General features: G+C 44.0%; 24 protein-coding genes. 11 read left to right on the top strand and 13 right to left on the bottom strand.

The genetic code is table 11. The annotated features are described in order from the left end of the window. Positions 1-61 precede the first annotated feature (61 nt). The 3 genes from bioD (at position 62) to FW774_RS20850 (ending at position 1,293) form a co-directional block, all read left to right on the top strand. The gene (gene bioD, locus FW774_RS05685; RefSeq protein ID WP_149347217.1) at positions 62-673 is read left to right on the top strand and encodes a dethiobiotin synthase; all 612 of its coding nucleotides are present in this window, start codon (positions 62-64) and stop codon (positions 671-673) included. A gap of 105 nt (positions 674-778) precedes the next feature. After that, positions 779-1,012, top strand: a complete 234-nt coding sequence (locus FW774_RS05690; protein ID WP_149347218.1) for a hypothetical protein — start codon at positions 779-781, stop codon at positions 1,010-1,012. Further along, the gene (locus FW774_RS20850; RefSeq protein WP_149347219.1) at positions 997-1,293 is read left to right on the top strand and encodes a type II toxin-antitoxin system RelE/ParE family toxin; all 297 of its coding nucleotides are present in this window, start codon (positions 997-999) and stop codon (positions 1,291-1,293) included. Before FW774_RS05690 ends, FW774_RS20850 begins: the two co-directional genes overlap by 16 nt. 25 nt (positions 1,294-1,318) lie before the next feature. Here the strand turns inward: FW774_RS20850 and FW774_RS05700 are convergent, their stop codons facing one another. After that, positions 1,319-1,999, bottom strand: coding sequence for an MCP four helix bundle domain-containing protein (locus tag FW774_RS05700; RefSeq protein WP_149347220.1), 681 nt, complete (start codon positions 1,997-1,999; stop codon positions 1,319-1,321). 48 nt (positions 2,000-2,047) lie between these two features. Next, entirely contained in the window at positions 2,048-2,536 is a 489-nt protein-coding gene (locus tag FW774_RS05705; RefSeq protein WP_149347221.1) for a DUF4251 domain-containing protein, read from the bottom strand. Positions 2,537-2,843: 307 nt separating this feature from the next. Between FW774_RS05705 and FW774_RS05710 the strand changes: the two genes are divergently transcribed. The 4 genes from FW774_RS05710 (at position 2,844) to FW774_RS05725 (ending at position 6,414) form a co-directional block, all read left to right on the top strand. Beyond that, positions 2,844-5,141, top strand: a complete 2,298-nt coding sequence (locus FW774_RS05710) for a patatin-like phospholipase family protein (RefSeq protein ID WP_149347222.1) — start codon at positions 2,844-2,846, stop codon at positions 5,139-5,141. Between the two features lie 2 nt (positions 5,142-5,143). Beyond that, a complete protein-coding gene (locus FW774_RS05715) occupies positions 5,144-5,680 on the top strand; it encodes a hypothetical protein (RefSeq protein ID WP_149347223.1) in 537 nt (178 codons plus the stop codon). A gap of 196 nt (positions 5,681-5,876) precedes the next feature. Next, on the top strand, positions 5,877-6,146 hold the full coding sequence (locus FW774_RS05720; RefSeq protein ID WP_149347224.1) for a DUF4160 domain-containing protein: 270 nt from the start codon (positions 5,877-5,879) through the stop codon (positions 6,144-6,146). 10 nt (positions 6,147-6,156) lie between these two features. Further along, positions 6,157-6,414, top strand: a complete 258-nt coding sequence (locus tag FW774_RS05725) for a DUF2442 domain-containing protein (RefSeq protein WP_149347225.1) — start codon at positions 6,157-6,159, stop codon at positions 6,412-6,414. 50 nt (positions 6,415-6,464) lie between these two features. Here FW774_RS05725 and FW774_RS05730 read toward each other — a convergent pair whose 3' ends face one another. The 6 genes from FW774_RS05730 to FW774_RS05755 all read right to left on the bottom strand — a co-directional run bounded on the left by FW774_RS05730 (position 6,465) and on the right by FW774_RS05755 (position 12,888). Then, on the bottom strand, positions 6,465-7,067 hold the full coding sequence (locus FW774_RS05730) for a thioredoxin family protein (RefSeq protein WP_149347226.1): 603 nt from the start codon (positions 7,065-7,067) through the stop codon (positions 6,465-6,467). A 5-nt stretch (positions 7,068-7,072) separates the two neighbouring features. Next, positions 7,073-7,579, bottom strand: coding sequence for a TlpA disulfide reductase family protein (locus FW774_RS05735; protein ID WP_242457748.1), 507 nt, complete (start codon positions 7,577-7,579; stop codon positions 7,073-7,075). A 32-nt stretch (positions 7,580-7,611) separates the two neighbouring features. Continuing rightward, complete coding sequence (locus FW774_RS05740) at positions 7,612-8,166, bottom strand: C40 family peptidase (protein WP_242457749.1); 555 nt, start codon at positions 8,164-8,166, stop codon at positions 7,612-7,614. 213 nt (positions 8,167-8,379) lie between these two features. Beyond that, complete coding sequence (locus FW774_RS05745) at positions 8,380-9,627, bottom strand: glutamate-5-semialdehyde dehydrogenase (protein ID WP_149347227.1); 1,248 nt, start codon at positions 9,625-9,627, stop codon at positions 8,380-8,382. A 1-nt stretch (position 9,628) separates the two neighbouring features. Continuing rightward, positions 9,629-10,660, bottom strand: coding sequence for a glutamate 5-kinase (proB, locus tag FW774_RS05750; RefSeq protein ID WP_149347228.1), 1,032 nt, complete (start codon positions 10,658-10,660; stop codon positions 9,629-9,631). Positions 10,661-10,998: 338 nt separating this feature from the next. Continuing rightward, on the bottom strand, positions 10,999-12,888 hold the full coding sequence (locus tag FW774_RS05755) for a M1 family metallopeptidase (RefSeq protein WP_242457750.1): 1,890 nt from the start codon (positions 12,886-12,888) through the stop codon (positions 10,999-11,001). A 196-nt stretch (positions 12,889-13,084) separates the two neighbouring features. Here FW774_RS05755 and FW774_RS20360 point away from each other — a divergent pair, with 196 nt between their 5' ends. Continuing rightward, the gene (locus FW774_RS20360; RefSeq protein ID WP_187774824.1) at positions 13,085-13,246 is read left to right on the top strand and encodes a hypothetical protein; all 162 of its coding nucleotides are present in this window, start codon (positions 13,085-13,087) and stop codon (positions 13,244-13,246) included. Between the two features lie 186 nt (positions 13,247-13,432). On the opposite strand, the gene trpA is transcribed toward FW774_RS20360, so the two are convergent. From trpA to trpD, 4 genes are read right to left on the bottom strand one after another with little or no spacing between them, the layout of a single operon-like run. Further along, complete coding sequence (trpA, locus tag FW774_RS05760; RefSeq protein ID WP_149347229.1) at positions 13,433-14,218, bottom strand: tryptophan synthase subunit alpha; 786 nt, start codon at positions 14,216-14,218, stop codon at positions 13,433-13,435. Positions 14,219-14,235: 17 nt separating this feature from the next. Further along, the gene (gene trpB, locus FW774_RS05765) at positions 14,236-15,417 is read right to left on the bottom strand and encodes a tryptophan synthase subunit beta (protein ID WP_149347230.1); all 1,182 of its coding nucleotides are present in this window, start codon (positions 15,415-15,417) and stop codon (positions 14,236-14,238) included. Positions 15,418-15,437: 20 nt separating this feature from the next. Then, entirely contained in the window at positions 15,438-16,070 is a 633-nt protein-coding gene (locus FW774_RS05770; protein WP_149347231.1) for a phosphoribosylanthranilate isomerase, read from the bottom strand. Next, positions 16,070-17,056: an anthranilate phosphoribosyltransferase gene (trpD, locus tag FW774_RS05775; RefSeq protein WP_149347232.1), complete on the bottom strand. Its 987-nt coding sequence runs from the start codon at positions 17,054-17,056 to the stop codon at positions 16,070-16,072. Before trpD ends, FW774_RS05770 begins: the two co-directional genes overlap by 1 nt. 284 nt (positions 17,057-17,340) lie before the next feature. Here trpD and FW774_RS05780 point away from each other — a divergent pair, with 284 nt between their 5' ends. Next, on the top strand, positions 17,341-18,225 hold the full coding sequence (locus FW774_RS05780; RefSeq protein WP_149347233.1) for a YitT family protein: 885 nt from the start codon (positions 17,341-17,343) through the stop codon (positions 18,223-18,225). 472 nt (positions 18,226-18,697) lie between these two features. Here FW774_RS05780 and FW774_RS05785 read toward each other — a convergent pair whose 3' ends face one another. After that, positions 18,698-21,109 carry a thiamine pyrophosphate-dependent enzyme gene (locus FW774_RS05785; protein WP_149347234.1) on the bottom strand — a complete coding sequence of 804 codons (2,412 nt, stop codon included), beginning with the start codon at positions 21,107-21,109 and terminating at the stop codon, positions 18,698-18,700. Between the two features lie 321 nt (positions 21,110-21,430). On the opposite strand from FW774_RS05785, the gene FW774_RS05790 reads away from it, so the two are divergent. After that, a complete protein-coding gene (locus FW774_RS05790; protein ID WP_149347235.1) occupies positions 21,431-21,817 on the top strand; it encodes a DUF1573 domain-containing protein in 387 nt (128 codons plus the stop codon). Positions 21,818-21,888: 71 nt separating this feature from the next. Beyond that, entirely contained in the window at positions 21,889-23,118 is a 1,230-nt protein-coding gene (locus FW774_RS05795; RefSeq protein ID WP_149347236.1) for a pyridoxal phosphate-dependent aminotransferase, read from the top strand. Positions 23,119-23,124: the final 6 nt, after the last annotated feature.

Genomic DNA, 23,124 nt, shown 5'->3' on the forward strand with positions numbered 1-23,124 from the left:
ACCAGTTGGCTTGCGAGTCTGGCCTTTTGAATTTTTATTTTTGAATTTTGACTTATTTGATATGAAACGCTTCTTTATTACCGGCATTGATACAGGCATCGGAAAAACCATTGTGTCGGCTATTGTTACCGAAAAACTACAGGCAGATTACTGGAAACCGATACAATCTGGCGATTTGGATAACAGCGATACGCTCACCATCAAGCAACTGGTAGCTAACCCGGTAACCGTATTTCACCCCGAAGCATACCGGCTTACACAACCTTTTTCACCCCATAAATCAGCCGCAATTGACGGCATTCAGATTGACCCTGACACGATCAGGCTGCCCCAAACCACGAACAGCCTGGTTGTTGAAGGCGCTGGCGGACTAATGGTTCCACTTAATGAAAAGACATTGATCATTGACCTGATCAAAAAGCTGGAACTGGAGGTGATACTGGTTGCAAAAAATTACCTGGGCAGCATTAATCACACCTTGTTATCCTTAGAAATGCTTCGCCTGAAACATATTCCCTTAGCAGGAATTGTGTTCAATGGGCCTAATGATAGTTCTTCGGAAAATTATATTCTTAACTACAGTAAAGCACCGTTATTGGGCCGGGTTCCCAACCTGGAAACGCTTTCACACCGGGTAATAACCGATGCGGGAAAATATATCAGCTTAAGTTGAAAGTAAAAATTCAAAAGTAAAAACCTGGAAAGCTTCTTATATAAGAACGTAAATAATTTCATTCCAAAAAAACGCTATCTTTATATTATAAACGGAGATACAGATATGAGCACTGCAGAATTGAAAATAGATTTAATTAATCAAATAACCAATATCACAGAGAAAAGCAGGCTTGAGGAAATACGACAATTACTCAGGTTTCAGTCTGATAATAGTGTTTTTGAAACCACAGAAGAAGAAAAGGATGCAATCCACGAAGCAAGAAACCAGATTGCTAACGGGAACTTTTTCACACATGAAGAAGTACAAAATGAAATCCGTGAATGGTTGAAAAAATAATCTGGTCGTCCAGAGCGAGCAAAGAATTTATCGAAATCCTTCAATATGGGGTCAACAGAAATAAATCCAAAACTTATAGTTTAAAACTTAATTCCCTTATCAATGTACAATTGAACCTGATATTGAAATTTCCTAAAATTGGCAAAAAGACAGACCTCCCAAATGTTTATGTAAAAGTCATAAAGGATTATTTGCTGTATTACGAAATCGTCGAAAACAGTTTGTATATTTTAACCATTAGAGATGGAAGAAGAAATCCCCAAACGCTCAAAATAAAATAAAAAGCCAGAGTTCTATTGCAGCATCTTAATTCAGATTATAATCATGCTGCACTTTACCCGTAATTTTAGAAGACAACACCAGAGCCATAATAATAGCGCCAATAACCATAGCCAGCACAATTTGTATAAAAAATAACAGGTTGGCAGTAGCTGCTATTCCGGCCGAATCTTTGATCAGCTCATTGCCAACCAAAGCCTGTATATCAGTCAATTCGGCAAGTTGCTTTATAATCTGTTGATGCGCCGGTTTCCCTTCCGTTTTATACAGATTCGCTCCCGCTTCCTTGTAATTATCCCGGCTTAGCCGGATGATGGCTTGCTCTAACTGCGAATAATTACCAAGTAACCGTTTAAAGCGATCAAGCGATTGGGATTCACGGTCTACCAGGTATGTTTTTTCGTATTTTGTTACCAGGGTCGCGATATGCCTGTTGTGTTCATCCAGCTTACCCGCCACTGTATGAGCATCGGTATTTTCAGAAAAAAGCAGATCCTCAATCAGGAAACGCTTATGGTATAAGTTTTCTGTCAGGTGAAAAATATCCGTTGCAGGCACCAGGCGATCATTGTAAATAGCAGAAAATGAACGACTGAAATCGCCAACACTTTTACGCCCCAGTAAATTGGTTATCACGATGAGCGCCATAATGCAGGCCAGCAATGCAGCAACCTTAAGTTTTTGCTGAATAAAAAAAGTCCAACGCATAATGGAGTTGAAAGTTAAAGGTTTAAAGTTTAAAGTCAAATCCGGCGACTACTTCTTCGGTGTATTCTCCTCAATATAACCATTAAAAGATATAGCCTGACGGTTATTGCTGTTTACATTGAGCGAGGCGTAACCATCGTCAGAAATACTGAGCTGCAGCTGCCTGACATCCTCGGTATCATTGGGTGTAATAGTAATATCCCACCCTCCTTTTCTGCCCTTTACACTCTTATAATCAAACTTTTTCGATTTAAACTCAATGCCACCTTTAGTCGGATCCATAGGCGCAACATACGCCCGGCCGAAATAAGGCAGGTAGCACATTATCGAATCTTTGGTAACCGTTAAGGTATACTCTGTGGTCAGGTTCCAGGTACGCCCGCTTGTTGGTATAGCCGTTTGAGCTATAAAGTTATAGTTCCGTTTATCAATCATATTTTTTACGGCAACCTGCTTATCTTTTTTCTGTGCCTGTACACTGAAGCAGCTTAGCATAATCAGCAGCATTATCCAAAGCCGGATCTTATATGTTTTCATGGTGAAAAATTAAAAAGTCAAAATTAAGAATTAAAAAAACAAAGCTTATTGAAGTCTTGCAAGACAATAAAAACACATCAACAATTAAAAAGTTGCGTCCTGTAACCCGAATTGTTTCTCCCGGGACAGGCTGTACGGAAAAATCCCGACATTAATACTCTTGTTTTATTCTACTGCATAAAATAAATCGACCGGCAAATTTGTTTTTATAGTGATGATTTTGTCGCTGTCACTATTTTGACTTTTAACTTTTAACTTTTGACTTAAGAATAGTCGCCTGTTTTAGCTATTTTAGTTGCATCCTGTTATGAAGTACGTTTTAGCTGTAGTTTTGCTCTTCACCACCTTTTCTATCCGGGCCCAGAAAGTGGGGCTGGTTTTTAGCGGAGGCGGGGCCAAAGGATTAGCGCATATCGGTGTACTCAAGGCATTGGAAGAAAATCATATTCCCATAGATTATATTGTTGGCACATCAATGGGCGGCATTGTAGGAAGTATGTATGCTGCCGGTTATTCGCCGGAACAGATTGAGAAGATAGCGCTCAGTCCCGACTTTCAGAACTGGGTAAGCGGACGTTTTTCAAGCAATTACTCTTATTTTTTTCGTAAAAAGCCGGATAATCCTTCGTTTGTTACCGCCAAGCTTCAGCTCGATTCCGGATTTCAGGCCAAAATACGCTCGAACCTGGTGAATGATATCCCGCTCAATTTTGCGTTGCTTGAATTACTATCGCGGGCATCCGCAACAGCGCACGACAATTTCGACAACCTGTTTGTCCCCTACCGTTGCATTGTTGCCGATATCTTGTCGCAAAAAATGATTGCTGTTAATAACGGCAGCCTTCCCGAAGCCGTAAGGGGAACCATGACCGTTCCGCTGGTTTACCGGCCAATTAAAGTAAACGGACGCTATGTGTTCGATGGCGGATTGTATGATAACTTTCCTGTGGATGTGATGAAGAAAGAGTTTAAACCCGATTATATTATTGGCACCAATGTTTCATCCAAAGTGTTCAATGAGTATCCAAAAAACAGCGATGAGCGCCTGATGAACCGTTTTTTAATTTACATGTTCCTTTCTAAAAGCGATTCTACATCCATCGGTAAAGAGGGTACTTACCTGCAACCCGACCTGACGGATTTCAGCGTCGCCAACTTTACACCGGTAGCCGAACTGATCAAAAAAGGATACGATGCTACCATGGCCGAAATGCCTGCCATTAAGGCGGCTGTAAAACGTCGCACCAGCGCCAAGGAGCTACAGGAGCGCCGGGAACGGTTTAATACACAGATCCTTGACCTGCAGTTTGATAAAGTGCAGGTTACCGGACTCAATTCAAAGCAACGATATTATGTAGAGCACGTGATCAGACACGACAGCAGACACATTGATATTGAAGATATCAGAGAAGGTTATTATCGCCTGGTTGCCGACGATAACTTTGAAACGGTATATCCCCGGATGGTATACCGTCCGAATAAAAACGTGTATGATTTTGAGTTACAGGCACAGCCGCAGCGCACATTTAAGGTTGACTTTGGAGGCAACATTTCGTCGCGACCGATCAGCAATGCTTATGTAGGTTTACAGTATAATTACCTCCACCGGAAATCGTACACCTTTAACACTAATTTTTATTCCGGACGTTTCTATGAATCCATACAAGCCCTGTCCCGTGTAGATTATCCGCTGAAAACGCCGTTATATCTCGAAGGTGAATTCACCTATAACCATTGGAATTTTTACAGCACCAGCCAGATCTTCGTGGAAAACGTAAAACCTATTTATGTGGAGCAATCTGATTTAAAGGCAGCCATCAAAGCCGGGATGCCCATATACAAACACGGAAAGGTTGAAGCGTTAGCCGGATATATCAATTTTAAAGACAAGTACAGTCCCAATAATACGTTTACTGCCGGTGACATTCTGGATTTTACCCGTTTTAACGGGTTCCTGGCCAGCATCAGCATGGGGAAAAACACACTAAACCGCAAACAATATGCCAGCGCCGGGATCAGTTTTCAGGCCAGCGCCAGCTATTATAACGGGCTTGAACGTTACCGGCCCGGTAATATCCTGATCAGTACCAGCCAGCCTGAGCAATCAGCGCACCGGCAATGGTTCACCTTAAAAGCAAGCGCCGAGCATTATGTGTACAGGCGCAAATGGTACACGTTTGGTTACCTGGCCGAGGCCGTTGCCAGCAATAAGCCAGCCTTTAGCAATTACATGTCGACCGTGCTAAGCGCACCGGCATTTTATCCTTTACAGGATTCAAAATCACTGTTGTTAAAGAATTTCAGGGCGGATAGTTATGCTGCTTTAGGGATTAAAAATGTTTTCCGGCTGGAAAAACGACTCGATTTCCGGCTGGAAGGTTATCTCTTTGCGCCGTTCAAAGAATTTCAGCTCAATAATATACAGGATGTCAGCTATAGTTCTATTTTTGCTAACAGGCATTACGCTGCTACTGCCGGGTTAGTTTATACCACATTTCTTGGCCCCATATCGTTAAGCATTAACCATTACGATGATAGCCAGAAGCGATACGGCGTAATGTTTCATATCGGGTATTTGTTGTATAATAAACGTTCTATCGAATAAAAATGAAGCTGATCAATTATTTTCTATGGTGTTTCGGATTGCTGGTAAGCGTGCCGGTAATGGCACAGCAAATGGCAATTAACAACTTTATTGTTAAAGAAAACCTGTTAAAAAACAACAAGCTGGCCATTATTGCCACCGATGCCGATGAAAAACCACTCGAAAACATCAACGGTACATTCCAATTCTCCCTCAACGGTTTTGAGCAGGAACTGAAATTTAACGACGGAATTGCTGTTGCCCCTCAGGTTATAGACAAATCTACATTTGTTTATATCAGGCATCATAACGATACCGGTACACATGCCAAATTATACTACGTTATCAAAAAGGATAACGACCTGAATCCCATAAAAATAAGCTGGCTGCTGCTTATCGCCATTCCGCTGATACTGATTGTTATCGCTATGATGTTCAGGCGGTTTATCGTTATAGCCGCCATACTGATCATCGTGATGTTATTTTTCAATCAAAGCAACGGCTTACATTTTTCAACCTTTATTGAAACCGTTTTTGATGGGTTGAAATCGCTGGTGTGAGGGTACATATACTATGTTGAGACCAAAGTATTCCATTCTCTTTGTACTATTGATTGGTATTGAATTTATGTCTCACATCTAAAGGCAAAGCTTTCGCCATAAGGGTACAGGTATTCCTTTCTTACCTTAATCTCGGAAGACAATATTAATTTTTTTCGGTAAATTAGCTTCGTTAGTTTTTAAATTTCATTTTAAAATGCCCGTTATATCAATGTTTTACGGTTTAATTGTAGCCATGTATTATTTGGATACAAAAAAGCATCATTTGCCCCATATCCACGTAAAATACGGAGAACAAGAAGGGGTTTATGAGATTCCTAACGGAAGGTTATTAGAAGGATCTTTGCCGAAAAACAAAGAAAAATTGGTACTGGCATGGATTGAAATCCACCAGGAAGATTTAATGGCAAATTGGCAACTGGCAGTTACCGGGAACAAAGTGTTTAATATAGACCCTTTAAAATAATTGTTGTAATATGAATCCAAGAGTATCTTTTGTAAAGTATAAGCCTCACCATAAGCTAATAGTAACTTTCAACAACAATGAAATAAAAGAATTCGATTTGTGCAAATACCTCGATTATCCAGTTTACGAGCCATTAAAAGATGAGGCGTTTTGCAGCAAGGTGACAGTAAAAAATGGAATAGTGCAATGGGATGATGTAATTGATATTGATCCAGATATCGTCTACATAGAAAGCACTCCAGTATTAACACACCCATTTCATGTGTGACCTACCTCTGGATTAGATAATTGTCTTCTGGATCCCAGAATAAAACCGCTCTAACCCCTGCTCCGCTTAATACTACATCCTACCGCTTTAGTGAACGTAATAGCAGGCTTCTTACCATTTAACAACGCATCAACAGCCTGCTCAGCATAAGTTATTTTATCCGGGTTGGCATTCTCAGTATCGTTATCAATAGCGCCAATATATTGAATAACACTTTTGCCATCTTCCTTTGAGATAATATACACGTGTGGCGTACGGGTAGCGCCGAAGCGGTCGGCAACCTGGTTACCGGTATCTTCCAGGTAAGCAAAGGAATAACCCTTAGTCTTAGCCCGTTTCTGCATTTCGGAAAATGAATCCCCGGGTTGAGTGTTTGGATCGTTCGGGTTAATGGCAATTACCGGATAACCCTTAGGCGCATACTTATTGTGAAGCGCAATAATCCGGCTTTCATACGCCTGCGCTACCGGACAGGTATTACAGGTAAAAATAACGATAAAGCCTTTCGCTGCGGGATAATCGGCCATAGCCACCGTTTTATTATCCACATTCTTCAGGCTGAAATCAGCCACGGCATCGCCAACCTTATAACCGCCCTGTGCTTTTGCAAAAGCTGCTAATGCAATAAAGCAAGTGATCAAATACCATTTCATAGCTATTATTTTAGTGATAAATATGTTTGTTCCAGTTCCGGATACGTAAATTCCCGTTCAAAAAACTGACGCAGATTCCTGGTGGTATTTACCATTAAGGTAGCCGGTAAAGCTCCCGACCAGCTTTTATCTACCCGGTCAATATATTCCTGCTGATTGGTTTCATTCAACACATAAACCTCATTACGAAGGTGCTGCTTCTTTATAAACGGAATAACCGTGCTGTTAACTTTCGACTTAAAATCAAGACTTACCAGCAATACTTTCAGTTTGTTACCGGAATAAGTTGCTTGTAACTTTTCAAAATCGGGCAATTCTGCCACACAAGGCACACACCAGGTGGCCCAGAAATTAACGATAAAGGTGGTATCTTTTCCGGCAGCAAGGCGGCTTTCTAATTGGTTCAGCGTTAATAACCGGATATTCTGCGCCTGTGATGTTGAGGGATTTAACCACAGCCAGCAGGTAAGAATGATCAGTACGTTACGTAAGCCCATCTTTATATAACGCATGTTACAGCATTTTATATAAAGATACAACAAAGTCAATTCCGCAATGTTCCGCCGCGTGAGAAATATTTATAGTACCAGGGGTCTTTTAAATCGCTGATAATAACCCCTTTACTACTGGATGCATGTACAAATTTGTTATTCTGGAGATACACGCCTACATGGCTGAATTTTTTGCCGTTAAAATCGAAAAACACCAGATCGCCTTCCTCTAACTGATCTTCGTATTTACGTTTTACATTATCGGCCATTACCCGTGCAATACGGGGTACATCGGTATTAAACACCTCTTTTTCAAGAATAGATGTAAAGCCGGAACAATCCACACCACGTTTATCCATCCCGTTATCCCGGTAAGGCACACCCATCCAGTCGTCTACAAAGCGATATAATCTTTCATTCCTGATTTGCCGTTCGGGAACATTGAGCAATTCGGCATATCGCTCACGTACATTGCCCGACACCTTTTTCTGTCCGCGGAGACTGCTGGCATCAGACAATACCTTCTTTGATTTACATGATGTAAATAGTATCGATGCTGCAAGGCACAAACCTGCGCCACGCAACAATGCTGTTCTAATCCTCATCATCCCGCAATGGTATCACGAAACGACCGGCTCAGCAAGCGGCAGTTTTCAACATGTGGTTAAAAACTGTCGTTAAGTAAAAATTCAAAACCTGCAATCAGCTTAGAATCAACAACATGAACCATGTAACAATTAAAGAAAAACATAGCGTTTGCATTCGCAACATGGCCTATGTTATTTCTATGCTTCTATGTGGTTTGTCCACACAATAGTTTATTAGCGCACCTGTCCGTTACCACGTACAAACCATTTCTCGGTTACCAGCTTTTCAAGCGCAAACGGGCCGCGGGCATGAAGTTTTTGTGTAGAAATTCCTATTTCGGCGCCCAGACCAAACACACCGCCATCGGTAAACCGGGTTGAAGCATTGGCATAAACGGCAGCGGCATCCACGGCATTCAGAAAACGCTCCTGCAAGTCGGGATTACCCGAAACAATAGCCTCCGAATGTTTGGAAGAATAAGCGGCAATGTGTGCAAGCGCTTCATCAATACCATCAACCACTTTTACCGAGCATTTAAAATCCAGGAACTCACGACCATAATCTTCGGCGCTGGCTTTTTGCAGGTAAGGATAATTATTTTGCCGGAGCGCCTCGTACGAAGCCTCATCCGCAAATATCTCCACATCATAGGCAGCCAGCTTTGGAGCCACCAGGCCCAAAAAGTCGCCGGCAACGGCCTTATCAACCAACACAGTATCCAGGGCATTACAAACCGAAGGTCGCGAAACTTTGGCGTTGGTCACAATATCCGCGGCGCTGGCCAGATCGGCGGAAGCCTCAACATAGGTATGACAAACACCGGCGCCGGTTTCAATAACCGGAACAAGGGCATGTTCACGTACATAATCAATCAGCTGCTGCGAACCGCGGGGAATCAAAATATCAACATATTGAGTTGCGGTTAACAGTTCCGCTATAAACTTCCGGTCAACAGGCAATAGCTGTACCGTGTTTACATCCAGGTTAAACTCTTTTAACGCCTCGTGTATAATAGAAACCAAAACAGTATTGGTATAAAAAGCGTCGCTTCCACCCCGCAACACACATACATTACCCGAACGGATGCATAAAGCAGCCACGTCAATGGTTACATTGGGCCGCGATTCATAAATTACCCCTACTACACCCAATGGCGCTGTTTTTTTCTGAACTTTCAACCCGTTAGCCAGCGTTTTCTCCACCAACACCTGGTTCGATGGGTCTGGCAACAGCGCAATATCTTCCAGGCTTTGGGCCAGATCCTCAATACGCTGTTCGTTCAGTAACAAACGGTCTTTTTTAGGGTCGGCATCATCCATTCTATCCAGATCCTTTTTATTCTCTGCGATAATATGCTGCACATCGCGACGCAACTTTACAGCCAAACTGCGTAACAGTTGCTGCCTGGAGGCATCATCTAACAACTTAATGCCAGTTGTGGCCTGCGCCGCGTCCTTCAGAAGTGGTAAAATACTTTCCATCTTACAATAATACGATATCATTTGCATGAGCGACTTCAACGCCCACGGTTTTTAAACTCTCACCCAGTTTTTGTGACGAAATTCTGGCTTTTGCCACGGCAACCGCCTCGCCTTTCTCGTCCAATATCTCAAATACCTCGCCCGCCTCAAAATCGCCGGTAATGGCTTTTACACCTACAGCAAGCAAGCTATGCCTGTCCTGCAGGGCCTTACAGGCACCGGCGTCAATCTTCACCCGGCCCTTGGCAATGCTTCCACTGGCCAGCCAGCGATTACGGGCCGGTATTGTGCAAGGCTGCGGCATACAAACCGTTCCGGTTTCGCCTTTTACCGCTTTTAATATCCCATCGGGGGTTTTTATCCCGAAAATTACCGCCTTAATACCCATCTGGTTTGCCAGTCGTGCAAAAGTCAGCTTCGAGGTCATTCCGCCCAGCCCGGAAGCCGATTTTTCTTTGTTAGCCAGCAGCAAACTGTTCTTATCGGAGGTATCCAGCAGCGGCACAACCTGCTTATCTTTATCCAGCACACCCGGAACCGACGTACTGAACAGCAATACCGAAGCCTTAAATCCAACGGCAATCAGCGTAGCCAGCTCGTCGTTATCCGAAAATTTAAGCTCCAGATTGCTCACCACATCATTCTCGTTCGCTATCGGAATAATGTTGTTATCCCACAGTTTTTCGTACGTTTTTTTAAGCTGCAAAAACTGTCCGCGGTTAGAAAAATGATGCCGTTCGCACAGGCTTTGGGCAATGGCAATCCCGTAAGGCGCAAATTCATGCGCATATTTGGTAATCAGCAGCGGGTTACCAATGGCCGCCGCCGCTTTACGCTCGCTTAACGTACGACTGTACTTGCTCAGGTAACTTTTCCCGGCCGCAACCGCCCCCGACGATACCATAACGATATGATACTGCCGGTGCAATACCGACACCTGACGGGCAATATCACGTATAACATCCTCGTTAAGCTCCCCTTTCTCGGTGGTGATGGCAGCTGTACCAAATTTTATAACAAGTATCGGCTTCAATGCAAATGGCGTTAAGCAGGCAAATTTATAAAAAAGTATGGTGTAATGCAGATTGAGATGTGAGATGTGAGATGTGAGATATGAGACTTAAGATTTGAGAGAGTCTGATAATTTTCAGAAAAGCAACTGTGGCAAAACATCGGTCAGGATAGTCCTGTGTTTCGCTTATACGCCTGCAAAGCCTTAAGCACAGGCCGGTATCCGCTTCTCCCAGGTTTATATAACAACGGCAAATGTTACTGTTTATCTTTTAAGCCTGCTTATGCTCCGGTTCGTGCCCCCTTGAACCGGTTTAAAGAATATCTTCGTGAAGACACAAAATCCGGCATGGGAGAAAATCACAACCTCACCTTATACACATTATCCCGTTTATTCACATCGGGAACATAGGTGCTGCCCAACACAACCTTATCTACTTTTTTATCCGAGGAGAACTCAATCGTAACCTGTTTATTGCCAGCTTTCCAGCAGGCTATGCTTCTATGAATTTTCTGCACCGTCTGGTCTGAAAAATATACGGTAACATCTATGGGCACGGGCTTCCCGCCTACCGATTCTATAATCACCGTATATTGACTGCCTGCTTTTTTCACGTTGCGTATGGCCAGATCCGGGAAACCGTTATCAAAAAACCAGCGCTTCCAGAACCAGTTCATATTTTGCCCGGCGCCGGTATTCATACAGTTAAAAAAGTCGTAAGGCATGGGGTGTTTGCCATTCCACTGCCGTATATAATAATGCAGGGCTTTAGTAAAGAGCTCATCGCCCAGCATATCTTTTACATACAAATATCCGAAAGCCGGCTTGGGATAAGAGTTGAGGTAAAACGCCGGGTCTTTTTGCTGGGTTGTCAGCGTCATAATGGGTAAATCACGTTCGCTTCCGGCATTTTTCTCGTAGGGTTTAACTCCATAATCATCTACAATAGCCGGATCAATACAGGGCGATATCAGCCATTCGCCAATGGTGGCCCATCCTTCGTCCATCCAGCCGTACTTGGTTTCGTTAACACCCATATAAAACGGGAACATCGTATGGAAGATCTCGTGATCTGTAAGCGTTATGGTCGCTTCCTTATCGGCCAGCGGATTATCGTTCACCATCATGGGATATTCCATCTGGTCAAGGCCGTCAAATATGGTTTCATGCGGATATGGGAACGGCCATTTCGGGAAGGTATAGCTCATTACTTCCACCGTTTTACGGGCGTAGTTCACCACTTCGTTATAATCATTATGCCGGGGATTGAATACGACGTCTACCCGGGTCCGCCGGCCACTTTGTTTATCCACCACCAGGCTACCGGCCTTCCATACGTAATGGTTGCTTATCGCAAAAGCAAAATCGGTAACATTAGAAGCGGTAAATTTCCAGGGGGATGCCCCGGTAGTTACAGCAGATTGCTGAAGATCGGCTTCTGTAATAACATTCACCACGCTATCGCTCTGCCCTGCCTGTTGCACACGTTTGTAAATTCCGGGCTGCAATACATCGGCAGCGTTGTCCAGATCTCCGGTAGCCCAAACCGCGTAATCTTTAGGAACTGAAATTTCCACGTTAAACGAGCAAAAATCATTATAAAATTCGGCCGAGCCCAGATAAGGGTTTTCGTTCCAGCCGTCAATATCATCGTAAACGGCTATCCGCGGAAAGAAATAAGCGATAAAAAACGCCCCGGTATCAACCTGCCCGGTACGTACATGCGAGCCTTTATTCAGCGTATAAGACCACGCGATCTGAAAATGCGTGGTTTGTCTGGACAATATCTCTGCCGGCACAATCATATTTGTACCGTCAATGTTCAGCCGGGATACATCCAATGCCTTATTATTCATTACAAACTGCTGAATGGCAACGCCGTCTGTAAAATCCGACGCGGATACTTTTGTTTCGCGTGGCGAATCTTTTTTGTAAAGATTGGGATAGAGCTTAAACCATACCTCATGCAAGGTATCGGGACTATTATTGATATAACGAATAGCCATCGTTCCTTTAAGTAACCGTGTTGATGGGTCAAAGTCTACCTTGATGGTATAATCTGCGGTATTTTGCCAGTAATTCTTTCCCGGACTACCATCCGGACTGCGGGTTTGTTGATTATACGCCGCTGCAATATTTAAGGGAACCGGTAATTTTACCTGCGCATAAACAAGCTGAGAAAGGAATAACGCTACCAGCGCTATATATTGCCTGAACTGCATAACTATGAAATAGGAAAAAGCAGGCATCAGTTAAATTTACTAACCCAAAACTGCTTTTTATGGTTAAAGATACGATGAAATATGAAAGTCCAAAGAATACTAAATTATTCCTGCAGGGAGATCGCTGTTATAGGTCATTTTTTAATCTCAATGGGATGATGTATTCATAAAAAGCCTATTTCCTGTAAAAATCCCGGGAACAATATAGTATAGGCTAAACTTTATGTCTCTACGAAGCTTCCATACGATGACCCATGAAGATACCAGCCAGGGCGTTAGTCCCTCTCATGCAATTTCAATTGGTTATGTTCCGGATTATAAATCCGAAGTTAGCACCGAGGGTGTCTCAAAAGTCAGTAAAACCATCTATTTACAGCCACGCTGACCCCGAAGTCTCGGGGGAAGCGCCTGTAGCCATAATGAACCAATCCTTCGACAGGCTCAGGATGACCATAGGGGACTTTTGAGACACCCTCGAGCAAAAGGAACTTTTTACTTTCAATCCCCGGGGGCGGGATTTTCCCGTACAGCCTGTCCCGGGAGGAACGATCCGGGATACGGGACTCAACTTTCAACTCACCCCGCTCCCTTTTATCTTCCGTATAAATTCCGGGATTTTTTCCAGATAACCATCGCCTGAACCCAATAATTTTACAAAAGCACTGCCTACGATAGCGCCATTAGCATATTGATTGGCTTTTTGAAAACTTTCGTGGTCTGAAATACCGAATCCTATCACTACGGGGTTATCAAGGTTCATAGATTTGATCCGCTTAAAATAATCTTCCACATTTTGCGAAACCGAAAGATTTTTGCCCGTTGTTGACGATGACGACAGCAGGTAAATAAAGCCATTGCTTAAACTGTCTATTTTACGGATACGCTCTTCTGACGTTTGCGGCGTTACCAGGAAAATATTGCTAAGCTGGTGCTTTGCAAAACATTCGCTGTACAACTCCTCGTATTCATACATCGGTAAATCGGGTACAATTACGCCATCCACACCCGCTTTGGCGGCATCGCGACAGAAATTTTCAACGCCATATTGCAGCACCGGATTTACGTATCCCATAAGCATCACAGGTATGGTTACCCGTTTACGCAGATCCTTTAACTGTTTAAAAAGTATTTCCAGTGTCATGCCATTATCCAGGGCTTTTTGCGAGCTTTCCTGTATCACAGGGCCATCAGCTACAGGGTCTGAATATGGAAAACCTATTTCCAGGAAATCAGCCCCGGCTTTTTCAAGGGCTTCGGCGATATCCAGTGTTGCATTCAGCTCAGGGTAACCCGCAGTGAAATAAATGGATAACGCGGGGCCTTTTTTATGTTCGAAAAGATGTTTTAATCGGTTCATTACGCTAAATCAATAATTTACAATCCAAAATACCTGATATACGTATCCAGGTCTTTATCTCCACGCCCTGAAAGACAAACCACTACGGTTTCGCCGCCTTTAAAGCTCATTTTTTCCAGATGAGCCAGCGCATGCGAGCTTTCTATGGCGGGAATAATACCTTCAAGCCGGGTTAACAATAAACCTGCCTGCATGGCTTCATCGTCGGTGGCGCTAACATAGCTGGCCCGTTTTGACTTGAACAGGTGAGCATGCTGCGGCCCTATTCCCGGATAATCCAATCCGGCAGAAATAGAATACGGCTCTACCACCTGCCCATCGGGCGTTTGCATCAGAATAGACCGGCTTCCGTGTAAAACGCCCTCTTTACCTAAAACGGTAGTTGCCGCTGATTCTCCCGAATCCACCCCCAAACCGGCAGCTTCCACGGCTATGAGCTTCACATCCTCATCATCTAAAAAATGATAGAACATGCCAATAGCGTTACTTCCGCCACCCACACAAGCCAATACGTAATCGGCGGTTTCTTTGCCGGTTTTTTCTTTTAACTGCCAGCGGGTCTCTTCGGAAATAATGGATTGAAAACGGGCAACCATATCCGGGTACGGATGCGGCCCAACCGCCGAGCCTATAATATAATGCGTATCAACCGGGTTATTGATCCAGTCACGCATGGCCTCGTTGGTAGCGTCTTTTAATGTTTTACTGCCCGAAGTTGCCGGTACTACGGTTGCGCCCATCATTTTCATGCGGGCTACGTTAGGAGCCTGGCGCTTAATGTCGATCTCGCCCATATAAACCACACATTCTAACCCTCTTAACGCACAAACGGTTGCTGTAGCTACGCCGTGCTGCCCGGCGCCGGTTTCGGCAATAATACGTTTCTTGCCCAGACGTTCGGCTACCATGATCTGCCCGATGGCGTTGTTAATTTTATGGGCGCCGGTGTGGTTCAGATCTTCGCGTTTCAGGTAGATGGTTGCACCGTACCGTTCTGAAAGCCGCCTGGCATGATATAATGGCGATGGCCGGCCTACATAATCCTTTAACAACAGCTCAAACTCCTTTTTAAAGGATTCATCGTTAATGATCTGCAGGTAGTTACGCCTCAGCTCTTCCACGTTAGGATACAGCATTTCGGGAATATAAGCTCCGCCAAAATCGCCGTAATAACCCTTTTCATTTACATGATAACTCATTTTATGTATCGCTTTATATTTTACTTTCTTACTCGTTCAAAAACAGCTTTCAGCCGGTCTGCATCTTTTAACCCCGGCTCCGTTTCAAACCGGCTGTTCAGGTCAATGGCATGCAAGCGTTCATCGTTCAGGGTATAAACGGATTCAAGCAACGCTTCGTCCAGACCGCCACTTAAAAAATACGGTTTATCCAGTGTATAGTTATGCAATAAGTCCCAGTTAAATGCCTGCCCTGAACCTCCATACAGCGTGGTTTTGGTATCAAACAGGAAATAATCAACGTTACCGGCATAATCCTTCAACCTATCGAAATCAAAATCAGTATCTATTCCGAACGCCTTTATTACGGTTATACCGGATACTTTAACACGCCCGCAAAAAGGCGCATCCTCATTGCCATGCAGTTGTACCGCATGCAATCCCAAATCCCTGACCTTTTCAACTATTTCATTGAAAGACGCATTAACAAAAACGCCCGTTTTGCGCACCGTTTCCGGAAGCTGCGCTAATGTTTTAGGGTCAAGGTTATCCGCATAACGCTTGGATTGCGGATAAAATATAAAACCCATATAGTCAGGCTGCAATGCGGCAACTGAAAGGATATTATCCGGGTTGCGCATACCGCAAACCTTTATTTTAAGGGGACGTTCCATCAGGCTACCAAAACGTTAAAGCTGGCCAATGCCTTTTTGCTTAGCAACGATTCCTCGGCTTCGTAAAAGCAATCGGCAAAAGATGTTTCGGGCTTTATGGTGTGAATAGCCGCCGCCGCATTGCACAACACCACGTTGTTCTGTTCGTCGGTACCGTTTCCGTTCAATACGGCTGTAAAGATGTCTGCCGATTCTTTTACGGTGCTTCCGCCGCCAATAGCTTCGGGATTGATTTTTTCAAATCCTATTTCCGATAAGCGGTAGATCTTCTCGCCATCATTGGTAAAAGTTTTAAAATCGCTGGTCAGCGAAATTTCATCATATCCCGCAAGGGCATGCAAAATGGTATATTTTTTTGCCGATTTCTGGTACAGGTAGGCATATAAGCGGGCAAGCTCAAGACTGTAAACGCCCACTACCTGGTTTTTGGGCTTCGCGGGATTAACCATAGGCCCAAGCATATTGAAAAAGGTTTTCACGCCAAGCTCTTTGCGGATAGGCGCCACATTCTTCATGGCCGGGTGAAACAAAGGCGCATGCAAAAAGCAAATCCCGGCTTTGTCCAGGTTGCTTCGTAAGGTATCCGGGTTATTGGTAAACGTATGGCCCAGGTATTCCATCACATTGGATGAACCACAACCGGACGAAACGCCATAATTACCGTGCTTGGCTACCATGTATCCGGCACCAGCCACCACAAACGATGCCAGCGTGGATATATTAAAGGTGTCCTTTCCATCGCCGCCGGTACCGCACAAATCAATTAAATCATATCCTGCCAGGCCAGGGTCTATACAAAGCTCCAGCATGGCTTCGCTGAAACCTTCCAGTTCATCAACCGTTATGCTGCGCATACAGTAAGCTACCATAAAAGCGGCCATTTGCGAGGCATTATATTTACCTAATGTAATATTGGTTAAAATTTCCTTAGCCTGCTGGCGGCTATATGTTTTATGCTCAAATAAGTAATTTAATATCTGCTTCATTTTAGTTAAGCGAAAGTATTGTATAAAAAAAGGGGCTGCTTATGGCAACCCCTGCTTATTTTTTATTATTTCCTTTAAAAACAGAACATACTATAGCGGATTGCCGGAATTAACATTGCCGTGCCACCACCAGGTAATATGTTTGCTTGTATTGCTCATCACTTTGCGACAAATATGAAAATTCTTTTTATTGCCTGCAAGTTATTTCTGATTTTTTCTAATATTTAAAAACAGATTCAGGCCCTGAATTCTTAAAAGAGTGAACCCACATAAATAAAGCATTCATGAAAATCAACAAACGCTACAAACGTTATCTTAATTTAAAACGCGAAACAGTCCGTATCAGCTTTGTACTGGCAGGCATATTTCTGGCTGCTTTTGGGCTTAAAGGCTTTTTAGTTCCTAACGGCTTTATTGATGGTGGTGTTACAGGTATTTCCCTGCTGATGCACCATATTACTCATCTTTCGGTTTCATTTTGGCTTGTTATTTTAAATATACCATTCATTGTACTGGCTGTTAAACAGATCGGGAAACGCTTCGCCATTACTACGCTATCTGCTATTTTGGTGCTGGCTACGCTGATATATTTCCTGGATTTCCCGGTTATTACCAATGATAAATTGCTGATAGCTATTTTCGGCGGATTTTTCCTGGGAGCCGGCGTAGGAATGTCTATACGCGGTGGTGGCGTACTGGATGGCACCGAAATTATGGCAGTTTATATTAACCGCAGAAGCGTGCTTAGCATTGGCGATATTATTCTGGTGATCAATGTGCTGATCTTTATTTGTGCCGCCTTTGTTCTGAGCCTTGAAACGGCGCTCTACTCCATCCTCACCTATCTTTCGGCTTCAAAAACCGTAGATTTTATTGTGCAGGGTATTGAGGAGTACGCCGGTGTTACCATTGTATCAACCAAAAGTAACGAGATCCGCGAAGCTATTATCAATAACCTGGGTCGTGGTGTAACCATTTACAAAGGTGAACGCGGATTTGGCGGAACAGGCGTAAAAAAGGAACTGGATATTGTTTTTACCGTAATTACCCGGCTGGAAGCCTCGCGATTGCGCCAGGAAGTTGAACGTATTGACCGTAAAGCGTTCATCGTGATGAATGTGATCACTGATATCAGGGGCGGCATGGTTAAACGGCGACCGCTGCATTGAGGGAAGGCCTGAAGGTGGAAGGTGGAAGGTGGAGGGCGTGAAGGTGGAAGGTAGAAGGTTTAAGGTGATATAATCTATAGTTATCGATTCTTATCATGACCAGTCAAATTTAAATTTAGTACAAGGTAAGCCATGCTACAGGCAACTGCTTAACCCTGCACCAGGCTGTAAAATTTTTACCACCGAAGGGTCGGGGGTTCGCTTCGCTCAATCCCGGATAGTCGTATTCGTGTCAATTTAAGGGTAAATCCTCCCCCTACCCCTTCCAGCGGGGGACACGATCGACAACGGTATTGCTGACTTTTGTAAAAATTAGTGGCCAACTATGCCCGTTCTCCGCCAGTTGGCGGAGGGCGTGTTGGCAATGTGCGCAGGAAGGGGCAGGTATTTTTGCCTTTGTTGAACGTATTCTTTCTTAACTTGACGCCTGTGCGAATAGTCGGGATTTCACCACGTTCAACTTTTTACATTGCTAATATATGGCAGGATATTTACCGGGATTGCTCTCGTTCATCATGGCGTAAACAACCTCAATAACATCATCTACCGATGGTTTACTGAAATAATCGCCGTCTGAACCGTAGGGAGGCCGGTGAGCCTGTGCGGTCAGGGTACGCGGCTGCGCATCGAGGTAATAGTAACCCTTCTGCTTTTCAAGCACCTGCTGCAATATAAATGCCGACGCTCCGCCGGGGACATCTTCATCAACTACCAACAGCTTATTGGTTTTTTGTAAAGATTTTACGCACAACTCATCTAAATCAAAAGGTTGCAACGTTTGCGGGTCAACAATTTCAATAGATATACCTAACTCCTGCAATTCATCGGCAGCTTCCTGGACAATACGCAGTGTAGAACCATAGGTTACAATGGTCACATCCGAACCTTCCAGTACAATTTCTGCCTTGCCTAAAGGAACAGTAAAATCGCCTACATTAACCGGGAGCTTTTCCTTCAGGCGATAACCATTCAGGCACTCAACCACCAGTGCGGGCTCATCACTACGCAATAAGGTATTGTACATTCCGGCAGCCTGGGTCATATTTCGCGGCACACAAACGTGCAGGCCACGCAATGAGCCTAATATCATGCTCATGGGCGAGCCCGAATGCCAGATACCCTCCAAACGATGTCCGCGGGTGCGGATAATGACCGGGGCTTTCTGTCCCGCTTTGGTGCGGTAGCTTAATGAAGCCAGGTCATCGCTCAGCACATTAAGTGCATATAATAAATAATCTACATACTGGATTTCGGCAATGGGTCTCAATCCGCGTAAAGCGAGGCCTATTCCCTGCCCGGCAATCGTCATTTCGCGTATGCCGGTATCAAATATGCGTAGATCGCCAAATTTTTCCTGTAAACCGGCAAAGCCCTGGTTTACGTCACCAATAGCGCCTACATCTTCGCCAAAGGCAATGATACGTGGATCACGGCGGAAATTAGCTTCAAAACAGGCATTCAGAATTTCACGCCCATCAAGCATTGGGGCATTTTCATCATATTCTGCCTCCACTACCGGGACGTTGAACGGCGATTCAAGTCCATCGGTAAACAACTTGGTATTATAACGCTCGTAATTCAGCTTGCGCTGCTGGTTATACCAGTTTAACAATTTAGTTTTGGCGTCCGAATCTGTCCCACGAAGCATACGAAGAGCTTTGCGGGCCGTAGAAAAAATCTCCCTACGGGAATAGTCAACTGTGCTTTTCAGTGTCAGGCCTAAATGCTTAAGCTCAGCATAGCCTGTTTCAAGCAAAAGTTCATTGAGCTCATCGGCCTCTTTTTTTATCACAGCGATGTACGTACTCCATGCCTTCTTTTGCGATTCACGAACATGAATACGTGCATTATTCTCAATTTCCTGCAATTGATCTTCGGTTGCAATGGCCGATTCGAGCATCCATTTGCGCATCTGCACCAGGCAATCGTATTCTTTTTCCCAATCTAAACGCTCACGGGTTTTATAACGTTCATGCGATCCTGATGTAGAATGGCCCTGCGGCTGGGTCATTTCAGTTACATGGATCAGCACCGGAATATGCTTCTCGCGGCAAATGCGAATGGCTTTTTCATACGTTTCGCACAAGCCCGGGTAATCCCATCCTCTTACTTTAAAGATTTCGTAACCTTCGCCTTTTTCATCCCGCTGGAAACCCCGCAGCACTTCAGATATATCCTGCTTGGTAGTTTGCAGCTCGGCGGGAACAGAAATACCGTAGCCATCGTCCCAGATAGACACCGCCATGGGGATTTGCATCACACCGGCAGCGTTGAATGTTTCAAAAAATACGCCTTCTGATGTTGACCCATTGCCCACCGTGCCAAAGGCAACTTCATTACCATTAATCGAAAAGCCGGTTAAATGAGCCAATCCGGGATTATTGCGATACAGCTTCGATGCCTGTGCCAAACCCACCAACCGGGCCATTTGTCCGCCGGTAGTAGATATATCCGACGATGTATTTTTAGATTCGAGCTGGTTTTTCCAGCTACCATCATCGTTTACCACGCGTGTGGCATAATGGCAGTTCATTTGCCTTCCGGCCGATGACGGATCATGTTCCACATCCGCATTAGCGTAAAGCTGCGCAAAAAGCTCTGTTACATCAGACATACCGGCTGCCAGCATAAACGTTTGGTCGCGGTAATACCCGGCACGCCAGTCGCCTTCTCTGAACACCTTGGCCATAGCCAGCTGAGCAACTTCCTTACCATCGCCAAAAATACCGAACTTGGCCTTGCCGGTAAGCACTTCCTTTCTGCCCAGCAAGCTGGCCTGACGACTGATGTAAGCTATCCTGTAATCGTTTACAACAATGCTTTTAAAGTCATCAAACGTAAGCTCAGATACCTCAAACGGACTGGTTAAATGCTGTTCATTCATCGGTGTATATTTCGGCAATTATAAAAAGCAATTCTGTCAAAAATAGTAAAATAATGCAAACCCACCCAATGTAAGTCAAAAGTCAAAAGTCAAAAGTCAAAAGTCAAAAGTCAAAAGTCAAAAGTGAAAAGTGAAAAGTAAAAAGTAAAAAGTAAAAAGACTAAACGCCGGGCAACCCTGTGTTTTTGTATTTCTGAATGTTTGAATAAGACATTGTTTATAATATGGTGCCACTTAATTATTAATGATGGAATACTTTTTGAAGTATTGAAAATTAAAATATATTTGTAAAGAGATATTTTAACAACTATCTGATAGATTATGAAAAAAATCATTTTACTTCTGGCTGTGGTTGTTGGCTTTACCGCCATGACAGCTATGCAGACGGATAACAAGGCAGAATTTAAGTTTGAATCAGAAACCCACGATTTTGGTAAAATCCCTCAGGGCAAGCCCGTAACGGTAGATTTTACATTTACCAATGTTGGCCAGGAGCCGCTTATCATCAGCAGCGTTGAGCCAACCTGCGGTTGCACTGTGGCTAAATTTACCAATACTCCTGTTAAAAAAGGTGAGACCGGTACCATTACATTAACGTTTAATGCGGCAGTCGCATCACCATTCACTAAAGCGGTTACGGTAAAATCAAACGCCAAAACCCCGGTTAAAGTGTTATATATAAAAGGAGAAGTGATAGCAAACAAATAGAAAAAAAATAATCATCAATTGTAAAAACCTCTCCGATAAAACGGGGAGGTTTTTTTATTTTTGCACAACTTATGCCACAAATTTCAAATAAAGGCCAGCGTATACCGGCCTCACCAATAAGGAAGTTAGCCCCTTATGCAGAACAGGCTAAACGTGAAGGGAAAACTGTATATCATCTGAACATCGGGCAACCTGATATTGAAACACCGCAGGTGATGCTTGATGCCATTAAGAATATCAGCTTTAAGGTATGGGCTTACACGCCCTCCGAAGGCATACTCTCTTTCCGCGAAAAGCTGGCGGAATATTATAATAAGCTGGGTTACAATATCGGCCCGGATAATATCATTGTTACCAATGGCGGTTCTGAAGGGTTTATTATTGCTACGCAGTCCTGCCTGGATGCAGGCGACGAGATTATCGTTCCTGAGCCCTTTTATGCCAATTATAATGGTTTTGCCTGCATGAGCGATGCCATTATTAAGCCTGTAACCGCAAGCATTAATAATGGATTTGCATTGCCGCCCATCAGCGAGTTTGAAAAGCACATCACGCCGAAGACCAAGGCCATTTTTATATGCAGCCCGAATAACCCTACCGGCTATGTGTATTCACGCCAGGAACTGGAAGATCTCAAAACGCTTTGCTTAAAATATGATCTGTACCTGTTTTCTGATGAGGCTTACCGTGATTTTTGTTATGACGGACAGACGTTTGTTTCGCCCATGCACCTTGACGGGATGGATGAAAATGTGATCATTATTGATACCGTATCTAAACGGTACAGTGCCTGCGGAGCACGCTTAGGTTTCCTGATCACCAAGAACAAACAGATTTTAGCTACTGCCCTGAAATTTGCCCAGGCCCGCCTGAGCGCCGGATTAGTAGAGCAAATTGCCGGCGAAGCTGCTATTGATACACCGGCTTCGTACTTTGAGCATGTGAAACAGGAGTATACCGAACGCAGAAATATACTGGTTGAGGCGCTGAATAATATGAAAGGCGTTTACTGCCCTAACCCGGGAGGTGCATTTTATGTTACCGCACGTCTGCCTATTGACGATGCTGATAAATTCTGCCAATGGATGCTTGAAACATTCTCTTATGACAATAAGACAGTAATGATGGCTCCCGCGACAGGTTTTTACAGCACACCGGGCGCCGGGAAGGATGAAGTAAGACTGGCATACGTTTTGAAGCAGGATGATCTGAAAAATGCGATGGCCTGCCTTGAAAAAGCGCTGGAAGAGTACCCGGGTCGAACCGTGAGAAACCCGGAGTTGGCAGTAAACACCATTTAACGTATC

Origin of the sequence: Pedobacter sp. BS3 (assembly GCF_008274585.1) — a bacterium.
Taxonomy (GTDB): Bacteria; Bacteroidota; Bacteroidia; order Sphingobacteriales; family Sphingobacteriaceae; genus Hufsiella_A.